Source organism: Streptomyces sp. NPDC003697 (assembly GCF_053587115.1).
In genome coordinates, this window is the sequence record NZ_JBSFNN010000022.1 from 29,756 (window position 1) to 54,825 (window position 25,070).

General features: G+C 71.1%; 19 protein-coding genes, 6 tRNA genes and 2 pseudogenes. 14 read left to right on the plus strand and 13 right to left on the minus strand.

Annotated elements, in window-relative coordinates:
* Positions 1 to 856: 856 nt before the first annotated feature.
* Complete coding sequence (locus ACWDNY_RS11970; RefSeq protein ID WP_451645611.1) at positions 857 to 1,207, minus strand: metallopeptidase family protein; 351 nt, start codon at positions 1,205 to 1,207, stop codon at positions 857 to 859.
* 158 nt (positions 1,208 to 1,365) lie between these two features.
* On the opposite strand from ACWDNY_RS11970, the gene ACWDNY_RS11975 reads away from it, so the two are divergent.
* The 4 genes from ACWDNY_RS11975 to ACWDNY_RS11990 all read left to right on the plus strand — a co-directional run bounded on the left by ACWDNY_RS11975 (position 1,366) and on the right by ACWDNY_RS11990 (position 3,302).
* On the plus strand, positions 1,366 to 2,928 hold the full coding sequence (locus tag ACWDNY_RS11975) for a metallophosphoesterase family protein (RefSeq protein ID WP_451645612.1): 1,563 nt from the start codon (positions 1,366 to 1,368) through the stop codon (positions 2,926 to 2,928).
* 80 nt (positions 2,929 to 3,008) lie between these two features.
* Positions 3,009 to 3,081: transfer RNA gene (locus tag ACWDNY_RS11980), tRNA-Glu, on the plus strand.
* 48 nt (positions 3,082 to 3,129) lie between these two features.
* A tRNA-Asp gene (locus ACWDNY_RS11985) sits at positions 3,130 to 3,204 on the plus strand.
* A 24-nt stretch (positions 3,205 to 3,228) separates the two neighbouring features.
* Positions 3,229 to 3,302, plus strand: a tRNA-Phe gene (locus ACWDNY_RS11990).
* Positions 3,303 to 3,391: 89 nt separating this feature from the next.
* Here the strand turns inward: ACWDNY_RS11990 and ACWDNY_RS11995 are convergent.
* The 3 genes and pseudogenes from ACWDNY_RS11995 to ACWDNY_RS12005 form a co-directional block, all read right to left on the minus strand.
* A complete protein-coding gene (locus ACWDNY_RS11995; protein ID WP_451645613.1) occupies positions 3,392 to 3,658 on the minus strand; it encodes a tyrosine-type recombinase/integrase in 267 nt (88 codons plus the stop codon).
* Positions 3,637 to 4,233 (minus strand): annotated as a pseudogene (locus ACWDNY_RS12000) (replication initiator); the annotation flags it as partial. The pseudogene ACWDNY_RS12000 and the gene ACWDNY_RS11995, both read right to left, overlap by 22 nt.
* Entirely contained in the window at positions 4,158 to 4,430 is a 273-nt protein-coding gene (locus tag ACWDNY_RS12005; protein WP_451645614.1) for a replication initiator, read from the minus strand. The gene ACWDNY_RS12005 and the pseudogene ACWDNY_RS12000, both read right to left, overlap by 76 nt.
* A 202-nt stretch (positions 4,431 to 4,632) precedes the next feature.
* Between ACWDNY_RS12005 and ACWDNY_RS12010 the strand changes: the two genes are divergently transcribed.
* Entirely contained in the window at positions 4,633 to 4,881 is a 249-nt protein-coding gene (locus ACWDNY_RS12010) for a hypothetical protein (RefSeq protein WP_451645615.1), read from the plus strand.
* 677 nt (positions 4,882 to 5,558) lie between these two features.
* Here ACWDNY_RS12010 and ACWDNY_RS12015 read toward each other — a convergent pair.
* Positions 5,559 to 6,611, minus strand: coding sequence for an ABC transporter permease (locus ACWDNY_RS12015; RefSeq protein WP_451645616.1), 1,053 nt, complete (start codon positions 6,609 to 6,611; stop codon positions 5,559 to 5,561).
* Between the two features lie 330 nt (positions 6,612 to 6,941).
* Here ACWDNY_RS12015 and hrpA point away from each other — a divergent pair, with 330 nt between their 5' ends.
* The 3 genes from hrpA to ACWDNY_RS12030 all read left to right on the plus strand — a co-directional run bounded on the left by hrpA (position 6,942) and on the right by ACWDNY_RS12030 (position 11,552).
* A complete protein-coding gene (hrpA, locus tag ACWDNY_RS12020) occupies positions 6,942 to 10,970 on the plus strand; it encodes an ATP-dependent RNA helicase HrpA (RefSeq protein ID WP_451645617.1) in 4,029 nt (1,342 codons plus the stop codon).
* 94 nt (positions 10,971 to 11,064) lie between these two features.
* A tRNA-Asp gene (locus ACWDNY_RS12025) sits at positions 11,065 to 11,139 on the plus strand.
* A 221-nt stretch (positions 11,140 to 11,360) separates the two neighbouring features.
* Positions 11,361 to 11,552, plus strand: a complete 192-nt coding sequence (locus ACWDNY_RS12030; protein ID WP_451645618.1) for a DUF6274 family protein — start codon at positions 11,361 to 11,363, stop codon at positions 11,550 to 11,552.
* Between the two features lie 621 nt (positions 11,553 to 12,173).
* On the opposite strand, the gene bldC is transcribed toward ACWDNY_RS12030, so the two are convergent.
* Together bldC and ACWDNY_RS12040 are read right to left on the minus strand one after the other, a co-directional pair.
* Positions 12,174 to 12,380, minus strand: coding sequence for a developmental transcriptional regulator BldC (bldC, locus tag ACWDNY_RS12035; RefSeq protein ID WP_003949541.1), 207 nt, complete (start codon positions 12,378 to 12,380; stop codon positions 12,174 to 12,176).
* A 655-nt stretch (positions 12,381 to 13,035) separates the two neighbouring features.
* On the minus strand, positions 13,036 to 13,890 hold the full coding sequence (locus ACWDNY_RS12040) for a hypothetical protein (RefSeq protein WP_451645619.1): 855 nt from the start codon (positions 13,888 to 13,890) through the stop codon (positions 13,036 to 13,038).
* Between the two features lie 281 nt (positions 13,891 to 14,171).
* On the opposite strand from ACWDNY_RS12040, the gene ACWDNY_RS12045 reads away from it, so the two are divergent.
* Together ACWDNY_RS12045 and ACWDNY_RS12050 are read left to right on the plus strand one after the other, a co-directional pair.
* Positions 14,172 to 15,263 (plus strand): Leu/Phe/Val dehydrogenase, encoded by a 1,092-nt coding sequence (locus tag ACWDNY_RS12045; RefSeq protein WP_451645620.1) that lies wholly within the window; start codon positions 14,172 to 14,174, stop codon positions 15,261 to 15,263.
* A 297-nt stretch (positions 15,264 to 15,560) separates the two neighbouring features.
* The gene (locus tag ACWDNY_RS12050) at positions 15,561 to 15,812 is read left to right on the plus strand and encodes a DUF3073 domain-containing protein (RefSeq protein ID WP_451645621.1); all 252 of its coding nucleotides are present in this window, start codon (positions 15,561 to 15,563) and stop codon (positions 15,810 to 15,812) included.
* A gap of 66 nt (positions 15,813 to 15,878) precedes the next feature.
* Here ACWDNY_RS12050 and purM read toward each other — a convergent pair whose 3' ends face one another.
* The 6 genes from purM to purS all read right to left on the minus strand — a co-directional run bounded on the left by purM (position 15,879) and on the right by purS (position 23,123).
* Positions 15,879 to 16,979, minus strand: coding sequence for a phosphoribosylformylglycinamidine cyclo-ligase (gene purM / locus ACWDNY_RS12055; RefSeq protein WP_451645622.1), 1,101 nt, complete (start codon positions 16,977 to 16,979; stop codon positions 15,879 to 15,881).
* Positions 16,980 to 17,013: 34 nt separating this feature from the next.
* A complete protein-coding gene (gene purF / locus ACWDNY_RS12060) occupies positions 17,014 to 18,543 on the minus strand; it encodes an amidophosphoribosyltransferase (protein WP_451645623.1) in 1,530 nt (509 codons plus the stop codon).
* Positions 18,544 to 18,889: 346 nt separating this feature from the next.
* The gene (locus tag ACWDNY_RS12065) at positions 18,890 to 19,687 is read right to left on the minus strand and encodes a sterol carrier family protein (protein ID WP_451645624.1); all 798 of its coding nucleotides are present in this window, start codon (positions 19,685 to 19,687) and stop codon (positions 18,890 to 18,892) included.
* A 186-nt stretch (positions 19,688 to 19,873) separates the two neighbouring features.
* Entirely contained in the window at positions 19,874 to 22,186 is a 2,313-nt protein-coding gene (gene purL, locus ACWDNY_RS12070) for a phosphoribosylformylglycinamidine synthase subunit PurL (protein WP_451645625.1), read from the minus strand.
* On the minus strand, positions 22,183 to 22,863 hold the full coding sequence (gene purQ / locus ACWDNY_RS12075; RefSeq protein WP_451645626.1) for a phosphoribosylformylglycinamidine synthase subunit PurQ: 681 nt from the start codon (positions 22,861 to 22,863) through the stop codon (positions 22,183 to 22,185). The genes purL and purQ overlap by 4 nt, the downstream gene beginning before the upstream one ends.
* On the minus strand, positions 22,860 to 23,123 hold the full coding sequence (gene purS, locus ACWDNY_RS12080) for a phosphoribosylformylglycinamidine synthase subunit PurS (RefSeq protein WP_451645627.1): 264 nt from the start codon (positions 23,121 to 23,123) through the stop codon (positions 22,860 to 22,862). Before purS ends, purQ begins: the two co-directional genes overlap by 4 nt.
* Positions 23,124 to 23,468: 345 nt before the next feature.
* Between purS and ACWDNY_RS12085 the strand changes: the two genes are divergently transcribed.
* The 4 genes and pseudogenes from ACWDNY_RS12085 to ACWDNY_RS12100 form a co-directional block, all read left to right on the plus strand.
* On the plus strand, positions 23,469 to 23,786 hold the full coding sequence (locus tag ACWDNY_RS12085; RefSeq protein ID WP_451645628.1) for a histone-like nucleoid-structuring protein Lsr2: 318 nt from the start codon (positions 23,469 to 23,471) through the stop codon (positions 23,784 to 23,786).
* 184 nt (positions 23,787 to 23,970) lie between these two features.
* Positions 23,971 to 24,042: transfer RNA gene (locus ACWDNY_RS12090), tRNA-Gly, on the plus strand.
* A gap of 116 nt (positions 24,043 to 24,158) precedes the next feature.
* Positions 24,159 to 24,234, plus strand: a tRNA-Gly gene (locus ACWDNY_RS12095).
* Between the two features lie 282 nt (positions 24,235 to 24,516).
* Positions 24,517 to 25,067 (plus strand): annotated as a pseudogene (locus ACWDNY_RS12100) (DNA-binding response regulator); the annotation flags it as partial.
* Between the last annotated feature and the right edge of the window lie 3 nt (positions 25,068 to 25,070).

Below are 25,070 nucleotides of genomic sequence, written 5' to 3' on the forward strand. Positions count from 1 at the left end.
AGGTCAGCCCTCAGGTTCACGGCCCCGCCGCCCCGGTCCGCTCCCGTCGCGCGTTCGGCGCGGACGGGCTGGGAGCACGCCCGCGGCACCTCCGGTCCCGCCGTCCCGCGCGCGGCACGCCCGGTCCCACGACACGCCCCGCCCGGACGCGTGACACGCCCCGTCCCAGCCCCTGCCGCCACCGCCGCGCCCCCTGCGCACATCGCGGACCCCCGGCCCGTGGGCCTCACGCCGGGGCACCGGCCGCCGGTACCGGCTCGCGCAGCATCATCTGCGGCCGCGGCTCCTCGTGCGCCGACGACGACGGCTCGGCGGCGGTCGGCTCGGGCGAGGCGGGCGGTGGCTCCGGTGAGGCCGGCGGCTGGGGGGCGGTGGTGGTGCGGGTCGGGGCCGGATCCGCCGCGGTCGGCGTCGGCTGTCCCGGCTTGGGCGGCACACCGGGCTGCGCCGGCGCCCCGGCCGACGCGCTCCCCGCGGCGGACGGCGACGCCGATCCGGACGGCGGCCGGCCGGCCTTCCCCTTGCCTCCGCGCCCGTGTCCGCCGTCGCCCCCGGCCACGCCGAACTCCCCACCGCCGGCGCCCCCCTGCCCTCCGCCCGGCGCCCCGCCGGCCCCCTGTCCCGCCGAGTGCGACGGCCGCGGCAGGCCGCCCGATCCCTCCCCCACGCTCATGCAGCCGGATGCGGCGGCGACGGCGAGCACCGCGGCCACGAGACGGACGGGTACGGACAAGGGGCGCACGGGCAGCCACCTCCGGAGGGAGAAGAAGTCGACGTGCCCAACTCCCGTCGCCCGCGGGAGGACACGCCGGCCGTCCCGCGACCCGGAGCCGGGGCCGTACCGCCGCGGCGGGGCTCAGCCGTAGCCGAGGGCGTGCAGGCGCGCGTCGTCGATCCCGAAGTGGTGGGCGATCTCGTGGACCACGGTCACCTCCGTCTCCGCGACGACGTCCTCCCGCGTCTCGCACATCCGCAGGGTCGGTCCCCGGTAGATCGTGATGCGGTCCGGCAGCACGCCGGCGTACCACTCGCCGCGTTCCGTCAGCGGGGTCCCCTCGTACAGCCCGAGCAGCCCGGGATCGTCGGCGGGCGGCTCGTCCTCGACGAACACCGCGACGTTGTCCATCAGCCGCGTCAGCTCCGGCGGGATCCGGTCGAGGGCCTCGGCGACCAGTTCCTCGAACTCCTCGCGCGTCATCTCCAGCACAGGGCCATTCTCCGGTACGGCACCCCCGAGCGAGAGGCCCTCGACCGGCGCGGCACACCAGGGCGGGCTCCGGCCCGGACGGGTCCTCCGGCCCCGCGAGCCCCCGCCCGCCCCCGCGAGCGCGCATATCCGGCCACGGGCCTGGGCATACGGCAGCAATGGCCCGCGCCCCCCTCGCAGACCTGAACCGCACACCCGGCCTCCGGCGGGTGGCTCGCGCCCTCTTCCGGCGCCGCCGCACGCGTCACCCGCGCCCCGTCCTCGAGCTCACCCGGACGCCCCGTCCGTGGGTCCGCGCCGCCGGTCTCGTCGCCGTGGTGGTGCTGGGTGCGTGGCTGGGCCTGCTGATCGTCGGCAACGTACGGGTCCCGGTCGGTCCCATGGACACGACGATGACCCTGCGCCCGTCCCTGACCGGCGGCACGAAGATCAACGTCTCCCCGCTGGGCGCGCTGCGGCTGGACAGCCACGCGGCGCCGGTCCGCCTCGACGTCAACGTCGACCAGCTCGACCCGGTCCGCTCCCAGGCCCTGGTCGACCATCCGGAGCGGCTCTCCGGTCTTCAGGACGAGGTGGTGCACGACGTCGAGCGCGGCACGTTCGACCTGGCCGTGCGCTCCTGTGTGGCGGTCGTCTCCGGTGCCACGGCCCTCGGTCTGGCGGTCTACCGCCGTCCGCGCCGCGCCCTGGCCGCCGGCGGCCTGGCCCTGGCGCTCCTGGCGGCCGGCGGCGCCACGGCCTACGCGACCTGGAATCCGAAGTCCGTCCTGGAGCCGAAGTTCTCGGGTCTGCTGTCCTCCGCGCCCTCCCTGGTCGGCAACGCCCGCAGCATCGTCAGCGAGTTCGACGTCTACCAGAGGGAGCTGGCGCGTCTGGTGACGAACGTGACGAAGCTCTACGACGTCACCTCCACGCTCCCGGTCTACTCCCCGGACCCCACGACCATCCGCGTGCTGCACGTCTCGGACATCCACCTGAACCCGGCGAGCTGGAAGATCATCGCCTCGCTGGTCCAGCAGTACAAGGTCGACGTGATCGTCGACTCGGGCGACACCATGGACCACGGCACCGCCGCGGAGAACGGCTTCCTGGACCCGATCGAGGATCTCGGCGCCCCCTACGTCTGGGTCCGCGGCAACCACGACTCCGCCGTCACGCAGCGCTACCTGCAGGGCCTGAAGAACGTGCACGTCCTGGACGACGGCCGCGCGGTGTCGCTGGCGGGGCTCCGCTTCGCCGGCACAGGTGATCCCCAGTTCACGCCCGACCGCTCGCTCGCGCTGGGCGGCGAGGCGACTCAGGAGCTGGCGGGCGCCCGCCTGGCCTCGGCACTGCGCGACCAGCGGGCGGCGGGCACCCCGGTGGACATCGCCGTCGCCCACGAGCCGTCCGCCGCCCGCGAGACGGACGGCACGGTGCCCCTGGTCCTGGCCGGCCACGTCCACCACGAGGACACGGAGGTCATGCGGTACGGGACGCGTCTGCGCATCGAGGGGTCCACGGGCGGCAGCGGACTGCGCGCCGTCGAGGGGAAGCATCCCGACCCGATCCAGGCGTCGATCCTCTACTTCGACCGGGACAGCCGCCGCCTCCAGGCCTGGGACGAGATCCGGCTGGGCGGCCTGGGCCGGACGACGGCGGAGGTCAGCCGTCACCTGCCGGAGGACAACCGGCCCGGCGCCACTCCCACCCCCTCGGCCCCTTCCCGGTCCGCGCCGTAAACGGTTTTGGCGATACTCCCCGCCATCCCATATGCTTCTCACGTCCCCGACGCGCTGAGAAGCGCCCAGGCGGGCCGATAGCCCTCATCGTCTAGCGGCCTAGGACGCCGCCCTTTCAAGGCGGTAGCACGGGTTCGAATCCCGTTGGGGGCACGCAGTACCGTGTGCGACACTTGGCTCGTCGGTTGCACACAACAGCAAGGTCCTGTGGAGCAGTTTGGAGTGCTCGCCACCCTGTCAAGGTGGAGGCCGCGGGTTCAAATCCCGTCAGGACCGCTGAGGTTCCACGTGAAACCTCGTGGCTGGGTAGCTCAGTTGGTACGAGCGTCCGCCTGAAAAGCGGAAGGTCGCCGGTTCGACCCCGGCCCCAGCCACAATCGCTGAACAGCGAAAAGACCCCCGTCGACATCATCGACGGGGGTCTTTCGTTGGCGTACTGACGGCAGTATGACGGCAGTGTGGCTCACTGGAACAGCTTGCTGAGCTGCGTCAACGCCTTCCGCTTCTCTTCCGCCGACGCGTGGGCGTACACGCCGAGCGTGACCTGAAGATCGCTGTGACCGGCTATCTCCCGCACGATGTGCGGCGCGGCGCCGAGGTCCAGGAGCAGCGAAACGAACGAGTGACGCAGATCATGGAAGCGATAGCTGCCCAGGCCGGTCCGCCGGCGTGTCGCGTACCTGCGGAGGGTGATCGTTCCTTCGCCGTTCAGGCGGCTTCGGCGGCCCATGCCCAGTCGTCTCCTTCTTCGTCGAGGTCGGTCAGTGCTTCGCGTGCGGTCTCGCGGTTGAGCTGGATGTCTCGGGCGATCGTGGCGGCGAGCCAGGATTCGCCGGGGGTGTGGCCCTGTCCGGCGTAGGTCCAGTGGGCGAGCACGAGCGTGGAGCCCTCCGTGTCGTCGAGGTCTTCGGAGAGTTCGCGTTCGTGGCGTTCCTGCCGGGCGCGGTAGTCGGCGCGGATCTGGCGGAGGGCGCCGAGGGTGGTGGAGTAGCGGCGGGACTTGGTGGAGAAGTGGCCGCGGAAGCCGAGCATGTGAGCCCAGCGGGCCAGCAGTCGTTCCGGGTAGACGTCGTCCAGGTCCCAGCAGGCTTCGATCAGGCGCCGGGTGTGCGCGGGCAGCGGCAGCTTGTCGAGTTCGGCCAGCTCCCCGATCCGATGGCCTACCGTGCCGGTCGTCTCGGCCGCTTTGGTGGCGTACTTGGCCACGTAGGAAGCCACAGCCTGTTCGGTCAGCTCCTCCTGGCCCAGGGCGCCGATCGGCTGCACGTCGACTTGTGACCCCCACCGCAGGGTGCGGGCCGGTTGAACAGCACCGCGCCCGTGTAGTCGTAGCGCTCCGGGTCCAGGGCCGTGCCCAAGGCCGGGTCATCCTCGGCGTGGGAGGTCCCGCAGCGGCCCCGTATTGCCCAATGCGCTCCTTTTTTCTGGGGCTGCGACGTAGCGGTTGCGATGAACCATGCGGCGACTAGCGTGGGTGAGCGAGAGGTCTGGCACGGCGGCATACGCGATCCGTCAGATTCTCTTCACAGGAAAGCGGCCGCAGCGCAGTCGGCGAGGCCCACGCTGCGGGGCTGCGGCAGGGAGATGTGCCCCACACGTACGCGGCCGATAGAAGACTGCGTTGCACACCTTCAGGGCGGTCGCGAACAGCCGCATGCGTCTGACCGCGTGCGGTCCGACCAAGACATAGGAAGTGTATCGATCATGCGAGCACGACGTCTGAAGCACCTCTTCGCCGTTTCGGCGGCAGGCGTTCTCGTGGCCGGCGGTGCCGCGATCGGCACGGCCGGGACTGCGGTCGCATCCGCTCCGGCTCACGCTCCTCAGGTTTCCGTCGGCTACCACAGCGACGGTGGCGGCGGCGACCACGGCGGCGGCGACCACGGCGGCGGCGACCACGGCGGCGGCGACCACGGCGGCGGCGACCACGGCGGCGGCGACTACGGAGACTGATCCGACCCCGACATCGACAGAGCGCGGCTTGCGGTAGAAGGAGCCGCAGGTCGCGCTCTCCACCCAGGCCTACGACGCCCACAAGAGTCTCTTGTGCCGGTTTCTTGTCGCAAGTGACGGCCCGCCGCAAGACCGCGCGTCGTGTGCGACGGGCGGCGTCAGAGCTACGCGCAGGCTCTGAGCGCGGTCGGACGGCCCGCGGTGTCCCCCGGAAAAGCAAACACCCTCCGGAAAGGGGTGCACCACGCGCGCGCGAACCGGCCTGTATGACCTTCGATGACCGATCCCTATAGAGCTACGGATCAGAAGGTGGCCGTGCCCCAACCGTGCCCGATCGAGCGGGGAACCACGGGGAACATGAGGCAGTCACGGCACCCGGACACAAGAGCGGCCCCCGACCGAGAACCCAGGTCAGGGGCCGTTCTCACTGCTCATCATGCGCGGTGCTACGACGCTGCGGTTGTCCGTCATGCCGGACAACCGCAAGGCAACCGCGCTCTATGAGCGGCACGGTTTCACGGACACGGGTGAGCCCGGCGATCTACTGCCCGATGGCATTGGGGGTGTTCTCGTGTCGGCCACGCGGAGTGGTACGCGACCGGCTCCTCATGTCGCGGGAGCGGTGGCCCTCCCGTCCCGCGCCTGCGGGCGTTCCCACTCGCTCCGGCGTCACGGCGTTACGGCGCCGCGTGAGCCGGGCGGCCGGCGGGCTTGGCGCGGCCCCAGATCAGGAACACCGCGCACGAGACGACCGCCCAGGCGGCCAGCACCAGGAACGGGAAGGGGTGCTGGTTGTGGGGGAAGTACACGGCGGTGTGCTGGGCGTTCACCGAGGCCCCGGGCGGCAGCCAGCGGCCGACGAGACCGAGCGGGGACGGCAGCAGCGGCCAGGAGACGGCCCCGCCCGAGGACGGGTTGCCGACCAGCACCATCAGCCCCCACGTCGGGAGCATGGCCCAGCGTCCGAACATGGTGTCGAACATCGTGAAGACCATGCCGGAGGCGAACATGGTCAGCGCCAGGATCAGCCACGACTCCCCGAACGGCAGGTCCAGGGCGCCCAGCAGCCAGTCCACCACCGCGGCGATCGTGAACCCACCGAGCACGGAGTAGGCCGCGGTGAAGCCGATGCGTTCCCAAGGTCTGAGGGCTCCCGCGTGCACCTTCAGCTGGATGGCCCCCACGAAGCCGACGATCACGGCGGCGAGGGAGATGTAGAAGATCGCCAGACCTCTCGGGTCGCCCCTCTGCAGCGGTTTGAGATCACGCACCGTGACGGGGATGCCGGTGGCCCTGCTCACCTTCGCCGCCGACATCCCCAGCACCTCCGCGACCGTCGCGCCGGACGCCCCCGACACCTCCAGCTTGATCGGCTTGCCACCGGCGGGCACGTCGATCACCGCGAACTCCTTCTGGTCGTCCACGGCCTCGACGGCCGCCGCGTGCGACTCGTACGGGTGCAGCTTCATCGAGGCGCCCAGCGCCTTCTCCATGCCGGCGATGAACCGGCGGCCCTGCTCCCCTTCGTAGGAGCCGACCACCGCGACCGGGATGGAGTGCGGGGTCGGATTGGCCATGGCGTACGTGTACGAACCGGCGAACATGCCGGCCGAGGCGGCGAGGATGAACGTCAGCACGGTCGCGGGCAGGAAGGGGGACTTCCGGAAGGCGGCCCACCGCTCCGCGCGGGTGGGCGGACGGCCATGGACACCTTGCGACACATCTGGCATACCGCCCACGCTAGATCATCCCGGCACGAATCCTCTCGCCGGGACGGCCGCCCCACCGAACCCGGCCTCCCCACCGGCGGCCCCGGCCCGGGCCGCCGGCCCCCTGCCCGGCGACGCCCGCCCCACCGCACCCGAGGACGCCCGCGCCACCCGCTCGCCCCGCCGGGCCACGCCCGGCCGCCGAAGCGGCCCGCCGGCCGCGCGGGCCCCGTCCCGACCCCGCCCGCCTGCTCTTCCGCGCTCCCGTCCGCCCCGCCCGGACCGCCCTCCCGCGCCGCCGGGCAAATGCGTTCGCGCGCGATTTCGTCGAGGTGCGATCCTTGAGGACGTATGTCTACGCATCCAGCCCCCGCCCTCGGCACCCTCGCCTCCCGCCTGACCGAGCTGTCGCTGCGCGACGCGCAGCGGCTGGGCCGCAGGCTCGAAGGCGCGCGCAAGATCCGCAAGCCGGAGGCCCGTGCCGCCGTCCTCTCCGAGATCGAGGCCGAGGTCGCCCGGGCCGAGGTGAGGATGGGCGAGCGGCGCGCCCGCGTGCCCGCCGTCACCTACCCCGAGCAGCTGCCGGTCAGCCAGAAGAAGGACCTGATCGCCGAGGCCGTCCGCGACCACCAGGTCGTGATCGTCGCCGGTGAGACCGGATCCGGCAAGACCACCCAGATCCCCAAGATCTGCCTGGAACTCGGCCGCGGCGTCCGCGGCATGATCGGCCACACCCAGCCCCGCCGGATCGCGGCGCGCACCGTCGCCGAGCGCGTCGCCGAGGAGCTGGACACCCCCCTCGGCGAGGCCGTCGGCTGGAAGGTGCGGTTCACCGACCAGGTCGACCAGGACGCCACCTTCGTCAAGCTGATGACGGACGGCATCCTGCTCGCGGAGATCCAGACCGACCGCGAGCTGCGCGCCTACGACACGATCATCATCGACGAGGCCCATGAGCGGTCCCTCAACATCGACTTCCTGCTCGGCTACCTCGCCCAGCTGCTGCCCAGGCGCCCCGACCTCAAGGTCGTCATCACCTCCGCGACCATCGACCCCGAGCGCTTCTCCCGGCACTTCGCCGACGCGCCGATCGTCGAGGTCAGCGGCCGCACCTACCCCGTCGAGGTCCGCTACCGGCCCCTCCTCGAGGAGGACTCCGACGACGCCGACCGCGACCAGATCACCGCGATCACCGACGCCGTGGACGAACTCATGGCCGAGGGACCCGGTGACATCCTCGTCTTCCTCTCCGGCGAGCGCGAGATCCGCGACACCGCGGACGCGCTGAACAAGAAGAAGTACCCGGGCGCCGGCGGAGCCGGCTGGCAGCGGACCGAGATCCTGCCCCTCTACGCCCGGCTCTCGCACGCCGAGCAGCACCGCGTCTTCCAGCAGCACACGGGACGCAGGATCGTGCTGGCCACCAATGTCGCGGAGACCTCCCTCACGGTCCCCGGCATCAAGTACGTCATCGACCCCGGCTTCGCCCGTATCTCCCGGTACAGCCACCGCACGAAGGTCCAGCGGCTGCCCATCGAGCCGGTCTCCCAGGCCAGCGCCAACCAGCGCAAGGGGCGCTGCGGCCGTACCTCCGACGGCATCTGCATCCGCCTCTACAGCGAGGAGGACTTCGACGCCCGGCCGGAGTTCACGGACGCCGAGATCCTGCGCACCAACCTGGCCTCCGTCATCCTGCAGATGACCGCGGCCGGCCTCGGCGACATCGAGAAGTTCCCCTTCATCGACCCGCCGGACCACCGCAACATCCGCGACGGCGTGCAGCTGCTGCAGGAGCTCGGCGCCCTCGACCCGGCCCAGAAGGACCCGCGCAAGCGCCTCACCCAGACCGGCCGCAAGCTCGCCCAGCTGCCCGTCGACCCGCGCCTGGCCCGCATGGTCCTGGAGGCCGACAGGAACGGCTGCGTCCGCGAGGTCATGGTGATCGCCGCCGCGCTGTCCATCCAGGACCCGCGGGAGCGTCCCGCCGACAAGCAGACCCAGGCCGACCAGAGCCACGCCCGGTTCAAGGACGAGACCAGCGACTTCCTCGCCTACCTCAACCTGTGGCGGTACATCCGCGAGCAGCAGAAGGAGCGCGGCTCGTCGTCCTTCCGCCGCATGTGCAAGCAGGAGTACCTCAACTTCCTCCGCATCCGCGAGTGGCAGGACATCTACACGCAACTGCGCACGGTCGCCAAGCAGATGGGCATCCACCTCAACGACCAGGACGCGCCCGCGGACCGCATCCACGTGTCCCTCCTGGCCGGCCTGCTCTCGCACATCGGCATGAAGGACGTGAAGGAGTCCAAGGACTCCGGCCCCGGCGCGCGCCGGGACGGCGGCCGCAACGAGTACCTGGGCGCCCGAAACGCCAAGTTCGCGATCTTCCCCGGCTCGGCCCTGTTCAGGAAGCCGCCGAGGTTCGTCATGTCGGCGGAGCTCGTCGAGACCTCGCGCCTGTGGGCGCGCGTCAACGCGAAGATCGAGCCGGAGTGGGTGGAGCCGCTCGCCGGTCACCTGCTGAAGCGGACGTACAGCGAGCCGCACTGGGAGAAGGACCAGGCGGCGGTGATGGCGTACGAGAAGGTGACGCTGTACGGCGTGCCGATCGTCGCGCAGCGCAAGGTCAACTACGGCCGCATCGACCCGGAGGCCAGCCGCGAGCTGTTCATCCGCAACGCCCTCGTCGAGGGCGACTGGCGCACGCACCACAAGTTCTTCGCCGACAACCGCCGTCTGCTCAGCGAGGTGGAGGAGCTGGAGCACCGCGCGCGGCGCCGGGACATCGTCGTCGACGACGAGACGCTGTTCGACTTCTACGACCAGCGGGTGCCCGCACACGTCGTCTCCGGGGCGCACTTCGACTCCTGGTGGAAGCGCAAGCGGCAGGAGCAGCCCGACCATCTCGACTTCGAGCGGGAGATGCTCATCCGGGAGTCGGCGGAGGCGGTCACCAAGGCCGACTACCCGGACTCCTGGCGCCAGGGCGACCTGACCTTCCGGGTGACCTACCAGTTCGAACCCGGCGCCGACGCGGACGGTGTGACCGTGCACATCCCGCTGCAGGTCCTCAACCAGGTCACGGACGAGGGCTTCGACTGGCAGATCCCGGGCCTGCGGGAGGAGCTGGTGACCGAGCTGATCCGCTCCCTGCCCAAGCCGATCCGCCGCAACTACGTCCCGGCGCCGAACTACGCCAGGGCGTTCCTGGAGAAGGCCTCGCCCCCGCAGTGGCGCGAGGGGACGCAGGCCGGGTGGGAGCCGCTCACCACGGCCATGGCCCGCGAGCTGAAGCGCATGGTCGGCGTCCCCTTCGAGCCGGACGACTTCGACTGGGCCAAGGTCCCCGAGCATCTGCGCGTCACCTTCAGGATCGTCGACGAGCGGCGCCGCAAGCTGGCCGAGGACAAGGACCTGCAGGCGCTGAAGCTCAGGCTGAAGCCGAAGGCCCGCAAGGCCCTGTCGCAGGCCGCCGCGGCCACCGCACAGCGGGAGGGCGGCGAATCGCTGGAGCGCAAGGGTCTGACCGACTGGACGATCGGGACGCTGACCCGCGTCTTCGAGACCCGGCGCGCCGGCCAGCCGGTGAAGGCCTACCCGGCGCTGGTCGACGACGGCGACACGGTGTCCGTACGTCTCTTCGACACCGAGGCCGAGCAGGCGGAGGCGATGTGGAAGGGGACGCGCCGGCTGATCCTGCGCAACATCCCGGTCAGTCCGGCGAAGTTCGCATCCGAGAAGCTGACGAACCAGCAGAAGCTCGGTCTGTCGGCGAATCCGCACGGGTCGATCCAGGCCCTGTTCGACGACTGCGCGATGGCGGCGGCCGACCGGCTGATCGCCGACTTCGGCGGACCGGCGTGGGACGAGGAGTCGTACCGCAAGCTGTACGACAAGGTGCGCGCCGAGATCGTCGACCTGACCGTGCGGACCGTGGGGCAGGTGCAGCAGGTGCTGGCCGCCTGGCAGGCGTGCGAGCGCCGGCTGAAGGCCGTACGGAGCCCCGCGCTGCTGCCGAACCTGACGGACGTACGGACGCAGCTGGACGCGCTGGTGAAGCCGGGCTTCGTGACGGAGACGGGGCTGCGCCGGCTGCCGGACCTGATGCGCTACCTCGTCGCCGCGGACCGGCGGCTGCAGCAGATGCCGACGAACGTCCAGCGGGACACCACGCGCATGGAGAAGGTCCGGGAGATGCAGGACGAGTACGCCTGGCTCCTGGAGCAGATGCCGCAGGGGCGGCCGGTTCCCGCGCCGGTCCTGGAGATCCGCTGGATGATCGAGGAACTCCGCGTCAGCTACTTCGCCCACGCGCTCGGCACCGCCTACCCGGTCTCCGACAAGCGGATCGTGAAGGCGATCGACGCCGCGGTGCCGTGACGACCCGCGTACAGGGGGTGAGTTCGACCAGTCGGCTCGCCTCCTGTACAGTCTCTTCTCGCAGCGCAACGCGAGAAGAAGCGCCGCGAAACCTGGTCCTGTGGAGCAGTTTGGAGTGCTCGCCACCCTGTCAAGGTGGAGGCCGCGGGTTCAAATCCCGTCAGGACCGCATCGAGAAGGCCCGCTTTCCGTCGAGGAAGCGGGCCTTTCGCATGCCTCCCCACCCGCCCGGCTCCCCACCCGGGTTGCCGCCCGCTCCCCCGATCCGGTCCGCGCCGGCCCCCCATGGCCGCTCCCGTAGTGCCGCATCCGGTCTCTTGACGGCACCAGGTCCGGCCGGTACCCAGACATAAGGGCCCGTCTTCCCGTACGGGCCGCCGGAGGGGGCGTATGACGGCATCGGCCAGGCACGAGACCCGGGCGCTGCTCCGCGCGCACCTCGCGGCCGCCTCGTCGTACCGCCATCTGACCCATCACTGCCCGGTCTGCCACCACCTGCTGCGCATGGCCATGGACAGCGCTCCCCGGTCCGCGGAGGCCATCGACGAGGTGCCCGAGGACGAGACCGCCACGCCCGCGTGAGTCCCGCCCCGCGAGTGCGCGCCGGCCTCCGCCCGGACCCCGCCTCGTGAGTGCACACCGACGCGCGCCACTCCTCGGCTCTCTCGACACGAACTCCCGTGCTTGCGCGAGGCGCTGTGACTTCCGTGCTCATTAGCGCAGGAGGCCGCGCCACAACAAGCGGTGTGCGGTGTGACGGGTGTCACCGCATAAGTTTTGGAGAGTGCGGTATTTACACCCCACCTACAACCGGTCGATTTAATATGTGCAATTGCACTGGCCCCAAGGGGACCTCGAGGTCGTCCCACGAACCCCTCCAGCCGCTCCCCGGGTACCGCCGGAGCCCCCCTGAGCCACCCTCACCAGGCGATCCCACAGGCCCACCCAGACTCCGACAAGGCAACCCACGGCCCCTCACGGGCCCCTGGGAGCGCTTCGGCGTCCCTCGCCGGGGCACAAAAAATCGCGCTGGACCCGGCGGAGTCCAGCGCGATCGACGACGCACCCTGTTTCACATGCCTGACGAACTCGGTTCGGCTTGGGCCTGGGGCCTGTTGGGGCAGGTCCCGCGTCGCTTGGAGCTGTGGTGCTGGACGTCTCGGCTGGTTGGGGACCCGCCGGTTCGTCCGGTTATGCGGGGCCTCAGGCCTCGCTGCGCTGCTGCGGAATGCCCGCCAGCAGGGCGCGGACCTCGGCCTCGCGGTAGCGGCGGTGCCCGCCGAGCGTGCGGATCGACGTGAGCTTGCCGGCCTTCGCCCAGCGCGTGACCGTCTTCGGGTCGACGCGGAACATGGTGGCGACCTCGGCGGGGGTCAGCAGCGGCTCGGCATCAGGGGTGCGAGCGGTCATGAGCGGCCTCCTCGGGAGAACCGAACCTTCTCGGTTCTTTCCTCTAAATTCTGCACCTTGACCCGCGTTGCCCGATATGGCGGACGCGAGTCGAGTCGGTTATAGGACGAACGGCTTGTCCTCGGCACTACAACTACACCATCTGTCCAGCCGCGTCGGCCAAACCGATGGAATTGCCCTCCCAGGTGTTCATCAGCGACGGAAGCCGATGGACCATGCCATAGCGGACAGTCACGCCACTGTGACGATCAGTCACAGGGCGATCAGGAGGCACCAGCCCCCCCAAAGCGTGCAATGCGGAGAATCCGCCCACAGTGGAGCACACAGGGCGGAAGAAGTCCTCCCCGGACTCCTTGTCCTATTTTGGCACGAGGAGGGGCAAGCGGCGCAAGGGCCGGTTACGTGCCGTCGATCACGCTTGGGGTGTACACCCGGATCGGCACCCACATCCCGCCGGTACCCCGAATTGTCCCGACCGTACGCTGCCGACGACCTCCCCGACCGTGACGCGCGTCACTCCCGCACCGGCATCCGGTACGACAGCGTCCGTCGCGGAGGCACCCGGTACGCCGGCGTCCGGTACGGCGACGTCCCCGTCGCATCGCGTCGGTCGCGGCGGCGTCCGAGGTCGCGCGGTGCGCGGCCGGGACCGCGGTCAGTTCGCCGAGCGGCGGTCGCGGACCGCCCGCCACCGCTCCACGAGCCGCCCGTACGCCTCCCCCGCGGCGGCGCCGTCGCCCTGCCGCAGCGCCTGGACACCCTCGGCCACGTCCGCCGCCGAGTGGTCCCCCTCGAGCTCGCCCGCCGGCAGGGCGTGCACCAGCCCGCCGTAGTCCAGCTCCACCAGCGAACGTGGATGGAACTCCTCCAGCCACCGCCCGACGTCCACCAGGCCGTCGATCAGCGGCCCCTCGTCGAGGGTCTCCCTGAGCGTCCGCAGCGACCGGGCCACCCGCCGCCGGGCCTGCACCATCTCCGTCCGGTACCGCAGCACCGGCGTCGTGCCGTCCCCGGAGCGTCCCGAGCCCTTGACGTACTCCCGCTCCGCGTCGGAGACCAGCACGAACCAGGTCAGCGGCACCTGCCAGGCCGCGGTGCGGATCCATGGGCGCGCGTCGGGGTTGCGGTCCAGCCAGCGCTCGTAGTCCTGGGCCGCCTGGCGCCGTACGACCGGGGGCAGCGCCGCGTCCAGGACGACCGCCGGGAGCTCCTCGGCGAGGTCCTCCAGGGCCTGCCAGCCGCGCAGCCGGGTGCACCAGGGGCAGACGCGGACCACCCCGTCGGTCTCCAGGACGAACGCGTCACCGCTCTCGTGCACCGGCACCGGCACCGGCGGGGTCGGCACCAGGTCGGCCAGGCAGCGGCGGAGCTCGTCCTGGTAGGTGGGGAGGTCGGTGCGGCGGGCGTAGCGGGCCCAGTGGCTGCGCTCCGGCTCGGGGAAGGCGGCCAGGGGTTCGTAGACGCGCAGGTAGGCCGCGTACGGGACGACCACCGAGGACACCTTGGGCACGCCTGCTCCCTCCCCGCCGGCTCCGGCGCGAAACCCGTCCGGCCGCAGCCCGGACGGATGGAAAACCAAGGCAAATCGTCCCACGTCCGGGTGCGGACGTACTCCGAGGGAGGGTGATCCCGACCATGACGCCCGTCGGGAGCGGGGTCAGGCTCTACGCTCATGCCGAGCGGCCCATCGGCCACTCTGGGCTCCCTACGCTCCCCTCTCGCCACAAGCGCCGGGGGGTGCCTCACGGACGCCCGTCCCCACTCGCCGCTACTCACCCGGGAGTCACCACCGTGACCGACCTGACCAACGGCGTCCTGCACACCCTGTTCCACTCGGAGCAGGGGGGCCATGAGCAAGTCGTGCTCTGTCAGGACCGCGCCAGCGGCCTCAAGGCCGTCATCGCCATCCACTCCACCGCCCTCGGCCCGGCCCTCGGCGGTACCCGCTTCTTCCCGTACGCCACCGAGGAGGAGGCCCTCGCCGACGCGCTGAACCTCGCGCGCGGCATGTCGTACAAGAACGCCATGGCCGGCCTCGACCACGGCGGCGGCAAGGCCGTGATCATCGGGAACCCCGAGCGCGACAAGACCGAGGAGCTGCTGCTCGCCTACGGGCGCATGGTGGCCTCGCTCGGCGGGCGTTACGTCACCGCCTGCGACGTCGGCACGTACGTCGCCGACATGGACGTGGTGGCGCGCGAGTGCCGCTGGACGACCGGCCGCTCCCCCGAGAACGGCGGCGCCGGCGACTCCTCCGTCCTGACCGCCTTCGGCGTCTACCAGGGCATGCGGGCCTCCGCCCAGCACCTGTGGGGCGACCCCTGCCTGCGCGGCCGCAAGGTCGGCGTCGCGGGCGTGGGCAAGGTCGGGCACCACCTCGTACGGCACCTGCTGGACGAGGGCGCCGAGGTCGTCGTCACAGACGTGCGGCAGGACGCCGTGCGCCGGGTCACCGACGCCCACCCGTCCGTCGCCGTGGCCGCCGACACCGACGCCCTGATCCGGTCCGAGGGGCTCGACATCTACGCCCCCTGCGCGCTGGGCGGCGCCCTGAACGACGCCACCGTGCCGGTGCTGACCGCCCGGGTGGTGTGCGGCGCGGCAAACAACCAGCTCGCCCACCCGGGCGTCGAGAAGGACATCGCCGACCGCGGGATCCTCTACGCCCCGGACTACGTGGTGAACGCGGGCGGTGTCATCCAGGTCGCCGACGAGCTCCACGGCTTCGACTTCGACCGATGCAGGGCGAAGGCGGCGAAGATCTTCGACACCACGCTGGCCATATTCGCACGTGCGAAGAAGGATGGGATTCCGCCGGCTGCCGCGGCCGACCGGATCGCCGAGCAGCGGATGTCGGAGGCACGGAACGCGACGGTGCGGTGACACGTCGCACACCCCGCGTCTGACCGGTACCTGCCGGTGGCCGGTTGGAGAGAACTCTCACTTCCACCGGCGGGTCGTCCGCGGATAAGTGGTTAAAATCGCCATTGACCAGCGAGGACGGGGCGCCTCGAAGGTTCTGCGCACACGCGCGTCCCACGGGCGACGTACCGTATGGGCGTGGGCTCAGGTACCGTGGAAGCCCTACGGACCGGTCTCTCCACGGAGAGCCCGTTCCGGACCATGAACGCGTGTCAAGACTCTGGGGCCGTCGAGCCCCGTCGTTGAGGGGGTCGAGCCATGGGGCGCGGCCGGGCCAAGGCCAAGCAGACGAAGGTCGCCCGCCAGCTGAAGTACAACAGCGGTGGGACGGACCTCTCACGCCTGGCCGAGGAGCTGGGCGCATCGACGTCGAACACGTCGCCGAACGGCGACCGGTTCGAGGACGATGAGCATGACGACGACCTGTACGCACGGTACGCCGACCTGTACGAGGACGACGACGAGGACGAGGACGACACCTCCTCGCACCAGCGTCGCCGCGGCGCTTGACCCTGCACTGACCACAGCCCGGTCCGTGGATGCCACGGACCGGGTTCTGTGCTGCCCGGGGGTTTCTCAGCCCGCGTAGTCTCCGACGAGGGCGGCTCCGGTGGTGTGCTCGCCGCGTTCGGTGATCTCGCCGGCCACCCACGCCTCGAGCCCGCGGTCGGCCAGGGTGGTGAGGGCCACGTCCGCCGACTCCTGCGGCACGACCGCGATCATGCCGACGCCCATGTTGAGGGTCTTCTCCAGCTCCAGCCGCTCGACGTCGCCGGTCTTGCCGACCAGGTCGAAGACGGGGGCCGGGGTCCAGGTCGAACGGTCGACCACGGCATGCAGCCCGTCCGGGATCACCCGGGCCAGGTTGGCGGCCAGTCCGCCACCGGTGACGTGGCTGAAGGCGTGCACCTCGGTGGTGCGGGTCAGCGCCAGGCAGTCCAGCGAGTAGATCTTCGTCGGCTCGAGCAGTTCCTCGCCCAGGGTGCGGCCGAGCTCCTCGATCCGCGCGTCCAGCGACAGGCCTGCCCGGTCCAGCAGGACGTGCCGGACGAGCGAGTACCCGTTCGAGTGAAGACCGGAGGCCGCCATGGCGATCACCGCGTCACCCGTACGGATGCGATCCGCGCCGAGCAGCCGGTCGGCCTCCACCACACCCGTGCCGGCGCCGGCGACGTCGAAGTCGTCCGCGCCGAGCAGTCCGGGGTGTTCCGCCGTCTCGCCGCCCACCAGGGCGCAGCCGGCCAGCACACAGCCCTCCGCGATGCCCTTCACGAGGGCGGCGACCCGCTCGGGGTGCACCTTGCCGACGCAGATGTAGTCGGTCATGAACAGCGGCTCGGCACCGCACACCACGATGTCGTCCATGACCATGGCGACCAGGTCGTGGCCGATGGTGTCGTAGACGCCCATCCGGCGGGCGATGTCGACCTTGGTGCCGACGCCGTCCGTGGCGGAGGCGAGCAGGGGACGCTCGTAGCCCTTGAGGGCGGAGGCGTCGAAGAGGCCGGCGAAACCGCCGAGGCCGCCGAGAACCTCGGGCCGCTGCGTCTTCTTCACCCACTCCTTCATCAGCTCGACGGCGCGGTCGCCCGCTTCGATGTCGACGCCGGCGGCCGCGTAGGAAGCACCGGTGACAGGACCCGTCGACGAAGTCGACTTGTCGGACGCAGCAGACATTGCCTGGGATCTTTCGGGTTGGTTTCTACGGGACCTACGGGCGACGGATCGCGTCGGCCGCAGCCGTGGCTGCCGGACCGGCCGCCAGTTCGGTCTCCAGGAGCTGCTTGCCGAGCAGCTCGGGGTCCGGGAGTTCCATCGGGTACTCGCCGTCGAAGCAGGCGCGGCACAGGTTCGGCTTGGCGATCGTGGTCGCCTCGATCATGCCGTCGATGGAGATGTACGCCAGTGAGTCGGCCCCGAGGGAGGTGCCGATCTCGTCGATGGTCATGCCGTTGGCGATCAGCTCGGCGCGGGTGGCGAAGTCGATGCCGAAGAAGCAGGGCCACTTCACGGGCGGGGAGGAGATCCGGATGTGGACCTCGGCGGCGCCCGCCTCGCGCAGCATGCGGACCAGGGCCCGCTGGGTGTTGCCGCGGACGATCGAGTCGTCCACGACGACCAGGCGCTTGCCCTTGATGACTTCCTTCAGCGGGTTCAGCTTGAGCCGGATGCCGAGCTGGCGGATGGTCTGCGAGGGCTGGATGAACGTGCGGCCCACGTAGGCGTTCTTCACCAGGCCGTTGCCGAAGGGGATGCCGGACGCCTCCGCGTAGCCGATGGCGGCCGGAGTGCCCGACTCGGGTGTCGGTATCACCAGGTCGGCCTCGACCGGGGCCTCCGCGGCCAGGCGGCGCCCCATCTCGACGCGGGACAGGTAGACGTTCCGGCCGGCGATGTCGGTGTCGGGGCGGGCCAGGTAGACGTACTCGAAGACGCAGCCCTTGGGCTTCGCATCCGCGAATCGGGCGGTGCGCAGACCGTTCTCGTCGATGGCGACGAACTCGCCCGGCTCGATCTCCCGCACGAAGCTCGCGCCGGTGATGTCGAGGGCGGCGGTCTCGGAGGCGACGACCCAGCCGCGCTCCAGGCGGCCCAGGACGAGCGGGCGGATGCCCTGCGGGTCGCGGGCGGCGTACAGGGTGTGCTCGTTCATGAAGACGAGGCTGAAGGCACCCTTGACCTTCGGCAGGACCGCGTGGGCGGCCTGCTCGACGGTGAGCGGCTTGCCGTCGGCGTCGACCTGGGCCGCCAGGAGGGCGGTGAGCAGGTCGGTGTCGTTGGTGGCCGCGACCCGGGGGGAACGGCCGCCGGTGTCCTTCGGCAGCTCGGCGACCATCTCGGCGAGCTGCGCGGTGTTGACCAGGTTGCCGTTGTGGCCGAGCGCGATGGAGCCCTGCGCGGTGGCGCGGAACGTCGGCTGGGCGTTCTCCCACACGGAGGCGCCGGTGGTCGAGTAGCGGGCGTGACCCACCGCGATGTGACCCTGGAGCGAACCGAGCGAGGTCTCGTCGAAGACCTGGGAGACCAGGCCCATGTCCTTGAAGACGAGGATCTGGGAGCCGTTGCTGACCGCGATTCCCGCGGATTCCTGGCCCCGATGCTGGAGGGCGTAGAGCCCGAAGTACGTGAGCTTTGCGACCTCTTCGCCCGGAGCCCAGACACCGAAGACGCCGCAGGCGTCCTGAGGGCCCTTCTCACCGGGGAGAAGATCGTGATTGAGTCGACCGTCACCACGTGGCACGGGTCCGAGTGTAGGCGAGGTCGACCACTGGTCCGAATGCGGGATGACCGGCGGTTGGGCACCGCTCTCCGGCCGCTGTGGCCGCACCCTTTCCGTTCCCGCAGGTCAGAGCGGTCCTTTCGCGGGGACGGCGGTGGCATCCCGCGCCGCCGGAGGGCCGGATCGGGGCGTTCGGCGGGCGCACGAGTGAGGTGACGCACACCGTTCGGGGCGCCGCGGGGGCGTCCGGGGCGCGATCCGGCGACGAGCGGAGACGGACGGCCGGCGCGTCCCCGGCACCGGGTCCGCTTCCACGGAGGCCGGAAGGACCCGTTCCACCACGGTTCCGGCCCCGTGCCGGGACGGCTCACGCCAGCAGCGGCAGCAGCCCCGAGAGGTCCGCGCGCTCCCCGCTCGCGCTCACCCTGGCCTGCGCGACCGCGTCCTGCCATGCGATCCGCCCGGTCGCCAGGCGGATCCACGTCAGCGGGTCGGTCTCGACGACGTTCGGCGGGGTGCCGCGGGTATGCCGGGGGCCCTCGACGCACTGGACCACGGCGTACGGCGGGATGCGCACCTCGGTGGAGCCGCCGGGGGCGCGGGCGGCGAGGGTGTCGGCCAGCAGCCGCGTGCACGCGGCGAGGGCCTTGCGCTCCAGCGGTACGTCGAGTCCGGGCACGGCGTCGTTCAGGTCGTCGGTGTGGACGACGAGTTCGACGGTGCGGGTGACCAGGTAGTCGGCGAGGGTCATGCCGCCGGCGCGGGTGGCGACGAGCCGGCCGGGAGGGACGGCGGCGAGGTCGGCGGCGAACCGCTCGGCGGTGCGGACGTACAGGGCGCCGAGGTCGGGGTGCGCCTCGGCGAGGGCGTGACTGCCTTCGGCGATGGCGTCCGCGAACCCGGCGGTGGCCGAGCCGTAGTCCAGCGGACCGAGGTCGGCGGCCTTGGGCTCCTCGCGCTCCAGGGCGGTACTGACGCTCCCGACGGCCATGGTCAGGTGTGCGGCGAGGTCCCGCACCGTCCAGTCGCCCAGCCGGGTGGGCAGCGCGAGCTGCCCGGGGGTGAGGGCGGTGACGGCGTCGCGTACGTGCCCGAACTGCGTGAGCACCGCGGTGCGGGTCGTGGCGGGGTCGTAGGTCCGGGTGCGCTTCCTGGCCGGGGGCATGGCGGTGAGCCTAGGGCCTGTCCGACGATTCGCGTCGTCGCCCGCAGGGCGGCCGCGCGGCGTCAGGTGCGCGCTCTGGGCGTGCCGGCCCCGGACCCGCGGCCCGGACCACAGGGCACCGTCAGGCAGGAGGCCCCGCCCGGCGAACCGGGCGGGGCCTCCGCCGCGTCGTACGACCGCCGCCGGTCAGGCCAGCAGCGACGGGATCGTGCCCTCGTGCGCCTCGCGCAGCTCGGCCAGGGTCAGCTCGAACTCGCCCTGGACCTCCACGGTGTCGCCGTCCACGACACCGACGCGGGTGGCGGGCAGACCGCGCGCCCCGCACATGTCGTTGAAGCGGACCTCCTCCGAGCGCGGCACGGCGACGACCGCGCGCCCCGCCGACTCGGAGAAGAGGAAGGTGAACGCGTCGAGACCGTCCGGCACGATCAGCCGGGCGCCCTTGCCGCCGAGCAGCGCCGACTCGACCACGGCCTGGACCAGTCCGCCGTCGGACAGGTCGTGCGCGGAGTCGATCATGCCGTCGCGGGAGGCGGAGATCAGGATCTCCGCGAGCAGCCGCTCGCGCTCCAGGTCGACCTTCGGCGGGAGGCCGCCGAGGTGGTCGTGGACGACCTGGGACCAGGCCGAGCCGCCGAACTCCTCGCGGGTGTCGCCGAGGAGGTAGATCAGCTGGCCCTCCTCCTGGAAGGCGACCGGGGTGCGCCGGGCCACGTCGTCGATGACGCCGAGGACGGCGACCACCGGCGTCGGGTGGATGGCGGCCTCACCCGTCTGGTTGTAGAGCGAGACGTTGCCGCCGGTCACCGGGGTGCCGAGCTGCCGGCAGCCGTCGGCGAGGCCGCGCACGGCCTCCGCGAACTGCCACATCACGGCCGGGTCCTCGGGCGAACCGAAGTTGAGGCAGTCGGAGACGGCGAGCGGCTTGGCACCGGTCGTCGCCACGTTCCGGTAGGCCTCGGCGAGGGCCAGCTGCGCACCCGTGTACGGGTCGAGCTTGGCGTACCGGCCGTTGCCGTCGGTCGCGATGGCGACGCCGAGACCGGTCTCCTCGTCGATGCGGATCATGCCGGAGTCCTCGGGCTGGGCGAGGACGGTGTTGCCCTGCACGAAGTGGTCGTACTGCGAGGTGATCCACTTCTTGGAGGCCTGGTTGGGGGAGGCCACCAGCTTCAGGACCTGGTCCTTCAGCTCCTCGCCCGAGGACGGCCGGGGCAGCTTGCCCGCGTCGTCGGCCTGCAGGGCGTCCTGCCACTCGGGGCGGGCGTACGGGCGCTCGTAGACCGGGCCCTCGTGCGCCACCGTGCGCGGGTCGACGTCGACGATCTTGCCGCCGTGCCAGTAGATCTCCAGGCGGTCGCCGTCGGTCACCTCACCGATGACGGTGGCGATGACGTCCCACTTCTCGCAGATCTGGAGGAAGCGGCCGACCTTGTCGGGCTCGACGACCGCGCACATGCGTTCCTGCGACTCGCTCATGAGGATCTCCTCGGGCGAGAGCGTGGAGTCGCGCAGGGGTACGTCGTCCAGCGTCACGCGCATGCCGCCGGAGCCGTTGGAGGCGAGTTCGGAGGTGGCGCAGGACAGACCGGCCGCGCCCAGGTCCTGGATGCCGACGACCAGCTTCTCCCGGAACGCCTCCAGGGTGCACTCGATGAGGAGCTTCTCCTGGAAGGGGTCGCCGACCTGCACGGCCGGGCGCTTCGACGGCTTGGCGTCGTCGAAGGTCTCCGAGGCGAGGATGGAGGCGCCGCCGATGCCGTCGCCGCCGGTCCGGGCCCCGTACAGGATGACCTTGTTGCCCGCGCCGGACGCCTTGGCCAGGTGGATGTCCTCGTGCCGCATCACGCCGATCGCACCCGCGTTGACCAGCGGGTTGCCCTGGTAGCAGGCGTCGAAGACGACCTCGCCGCCGATGTTGGGCAGGCCCAGGCAGTTGCCGTAGCCGCCGATGCCGGCGACGACGCCGGGCAGGACGCGCTTGGTGTCGGGGTGGTCGGCGGCGCCGAAGCGCAGCGGGTCCACGACCGCGACCGGGCGCGCCCCCATCGCGATGATGTCGCGCACGATGCCGCCGACACCGGTCGCCGCGCCCTGGTAGGGCTCGACGTACGAGGGGTGGTTGTGCGACTCCACCTTGAAGGTGACCGCGTAGCCCTGGCCGACGTCCACCACGCCGGCGTTCTCGCCGATGCCGACGAGGAGCGCGTCGCTCTCGGGGGCCTTCTCGCCGAACTGGCGCAGGTGGACCTTGGAGGACTTGTACGAGCAGTGCTCGGACCACATGACCGAGTACATGGCGAGCTCGGCGCCGGTGGGGCGGCGGCCCAGGATCTCGACGACCCGCTCGTACTCGTCCTTCTTCAGGCCGAGTTCGGCCCAGGGCAGCTCGACGTCGGGGGTCGCGGCCGCGTGCTCGACCGTGTCCAGCACACGGGGGGCGGCCCGAAAGGCCTCGTTCGAGGGTGGTGGTGCGAGACGGGAGGGCGTCCGGCTCATGCGTTGACCAGCTTCTTGAGGATCGAGGTGAAGAACGGGAGGCCGTCGGTACGACCGGTACCGATCAGCGGCTCGACGGCGTGCTCGGGGTGCGGCATGAGGCCCACGACGTTGCCGGCCTCGTTGGTGACGCCGGCGATGTCGCGGAGCGAGCCGTTGGGGTTGAGGTCCAGGTAGCGGAAGGCGACCCGGCCCTCGGCCTCCAGCTCGTCGAGCGTGTACGCGTCGGCGACGTACCGGCCGTCCATGTTCTTCAGCGGGATGTCGATCTCCTGTCCGGCGGTGTAGTCGCTGGTCCAGGCGGTCTCCGCGTTCTCCACCCGCAGCTTCTGGTCGCGGCAGATGAAGTGGAGGTGGTCGTTGCCGAGCATCGCGCCCGGGAGGAGGTGGGCCTCGGTGAGGATCTGGAAGCCGTTGCAGATGCCGAGGACCGGCAGCCCGGCCCTCGCCTGCTCGATGAGGGGCTCCATCACGGGCGAGAACCGGGCGATGGCACCGGCCCGCAGGTAGTCGCCGTAGGAGAAACCGCCGCACAGGACGACGGCGTCGACCTGCTTGAGGTCCTTGTCCTTGTGCCACAGGGCGACGGGTTCGGCACCCGCCAGACGGATCGCGCGCTGCGTGTCGCGGTCGTCGAGGCTGCCCGGAAAAGTGACGACGCCAATACGAGCGGTCACTTCACGGCCTCCGCGACTTCCTCCACCTTGACGGTGAAGTCCTCGATCACGGTGTTGGCGAGGAAGGACTCGGCAAGATCATGAATGCGGGCGAGCGCGGCCTCGTCGAGGGGCCCGTCCACTTCCAGTTCGAACCGCTTTCCCTGACGTACGTCGGAGATGCCTTCGAAACCCAGCCGCGGCAGTGCGCGCTGCACCGCCTGGCCCTGGGGGTCGAGGATCTCCGGCTTGAGCATGACGTCGACTACGACGCGTGCCACTGGCACTCCCGGTGTGTGGTGCTGAGCAGGTTCCTTCAGACTACCCGTACAAAATTTCTACGCGAGTAGATTCGGAGGAAACTACGTGACGCCCGTCACGATCCGGTATCGACCCGGGCCCTTCGCGAAAAACCTGCGAAAGTTCCACCTGGCTCCGCATCCCGTTTTGCCGAGGACACGCGGATGGATTTAGCCGGGCTTCACTTCACAATGCTCGGCACTGTACAAATGAATTGGCGACAGCCGATACTTTTCCCGCAACCGGCGGACAGTCGACATCTCCGAACGTCTTCGCATCATGGCGGAGCGCGTGGTCGCAGGTGTCGCACGAAGGGACCGATATTCGTGGCGCAGCGTGTCGTGGTCACTCTCTTTGACGACATCGACGGCTCGGAAGCGACGGAAACGATCGCCTTCGGACTCGACGGCAGGTTCTACGAGATCGACCTCAATCCCGCCAATGCCGAGGAACTGCGCAAGGCGCTCGAGCCGTACGTGGAGGCCGGCCGCAAGCGGTCGAAGTCGGGCCGGGCGTACCGGCAGACGGAGGTCGCGCCCGATCCCGCCGCCGTCCGGGCCTGGGCGCAGGCCAACCGGATGGAGGTGCCGGCGCGCGGCCGGATCCCCAAGAAGGTCTACGAGGCGTTCGCCGCGGCCCGCTGACGGGGGCGACCCCGGACGGCCCCGGGACGCGGCTCCGGGAGGGGCCGGGGTGCACTCGCGCGTCGACTCAGGGCCCGTCACCGGGCCCTGCGGTCAACCGACTTGCGCACCCCCCCTGCTGATCAGCTAATGTCTGGAGCACGCCGAGGGGCAAGGCCGAAAGGCAGGTTCCCACGGAGTACACGCGGGTGTAGTTCAGTAGTAGAACATCCCCCTTCCAGGGGGAAGGCGCAGTGTGCGATCCCTGTCACCCGCTCTGCACCGCCGGTCCTGACCCGGATGGGGTCTCCCCGCTCGAGCCTGTCGAGAGCTCGCGCGAGGATCAGGTAGGCTGGTGCTCGCGCCGATCGGTGGGAGCCGGTCGGAGGCAATGCGGACGTAGCTCAGTTGGTAGAGCGCAACCTTGCCAAGGTTGAGGTCGCGAGTTCGAGCCTCGTCGTCCGCTCCAGTGAGAACCCCGGTCATGCGACCGGGGTTTTCTCGTTCTCCGGACCACGCCCTCGCCCCTCCGCGGTGCCCTCGCCAGCTCCCCGGCCGAGGTGACGGCCGGCCAGGCGTCCTGCGACGCCTCGCCGTTCGGCAGCGGTCCTCCGACCGGGGAGACGGACCTCCAGGACATGGGGCTCACAGCCTGGGCCGCTCATTGCTCAGGAGCGTCGATACACGGCGAACGGAGGCTAGAAGCCGATGGCAGCGGGCCTCTGCTCGCAGGCGACGGGCGGCTCGTCCGGGCGCGCTCGCCGCGCTCCTTTCACTCAAGGCCTCCTCCTCGTCGTCGCCGGGGCGGCGAGCGGGCCGGAGGTACCGGCCAGGACGCGGGCGCGCCGGCCCGACATCGCCGTGCCGGGGCTCCGGACGCCGGCGCGGACGGTGTGAAGGTCGCCACACTCCCGCGGCCCGGGCTGCCCCGAGCCAGGCGTTGACCGCGACCCGTCATGGGTATCCGGAGTTCCCGACGCGGGCACTCCGGGCGGGCCGCCGCAGGGGCGTCCCCAAGGTCGCCGGCGCCCGGCGGCTCCCGGAGATCATCCGCACCCTGTGCACGGGAAACCGCCATGTGACCCGGAGTTGGCCGCCGACTCCGTGTCGCCGGGGCTCGCCGCTGACCGCGCGCGGCCGCTGCGCCGGAACCGGCCGCGGACGGGGCGCCCCGTCCCGGAGATCGCCGAGCGGGCCGCGCCGGCGCCGGGAACGGTGCGGAACCACCTGCCGTCGGCCGTGACGAAGCCCGGGGCGGAGAACCGGCCTGCGGCAGTGCGTCTCGCCCGCGAGCGAGGTTGGTAT